Raw genomic sequence first — 513 nt, 5'->3', positions numbered from 1 at the left:
GTCAGTACATACCGGCGACGGGCAGGGATGCTCGCTTTGGCAAGGAGTCGCCGCCGGCGCAGTACCGACCGCTTAATCGATTCTCTCGGGAATCACCCTGCGTAGATGGTGCCCTTCTGGAGTTTTTCTGGTTTACGCACGTCTGGGTTCTCCCAGGTTGGCCATCCAGGTCTAGAACGGCCCACCCTTGGAACATCACCTGATGTTCCCGGCGTCCAGGAGGGATACCGCCCAGGACCGCGCTCGGCAGGAGCCGTAAGCGGAGTTCAATTGGAGGAGTGCAATGGCTCTCAATCTGTCCCAGAAGCAAGAAGTAGTCGCGGAGCTGGCAGAAGTCGCCGCCAAGGCTCACTCCTTGATCGCAGCCGAATATGCTGGCACCACGGTCTCCCAGATGACCGCGATGCGCAAGCAGGCACGCGAAACCGGCGTTTTCTTGAAAGTTGTCAAGAACACGCTGGCGGCACGTGCAGTGGAAGGTACCGAATACGAATGCGCCAAAGACGCACTCGT

Annotated in this window: 1 protein-coding gene; it reads left to right on the top strand. The window is 59.1% G+C overall.

Annotated elements, in window-relative coordinates; all coding sequences use genetic code 11:
- Positions 1-283: 283 nt before the first annotated feature.
- Positions 284-513, top strand: a 230-nt coding sequence (rplJ, locus tag ACXJ5O_RS29540) for a 50S ribosomal protein L10 (protein WP_457302997.1), incomplete at its 3' end; no start/stop codon positions are given.

Source organism: Phyllobacterium sp. P5_D12, from assembly GCF_054049495.1.
The sequence above is the reverse complement of the archived record's forward strand: the minus strand, read 5'-3'. Positions and strand labels throughout refer to the sequence as shown.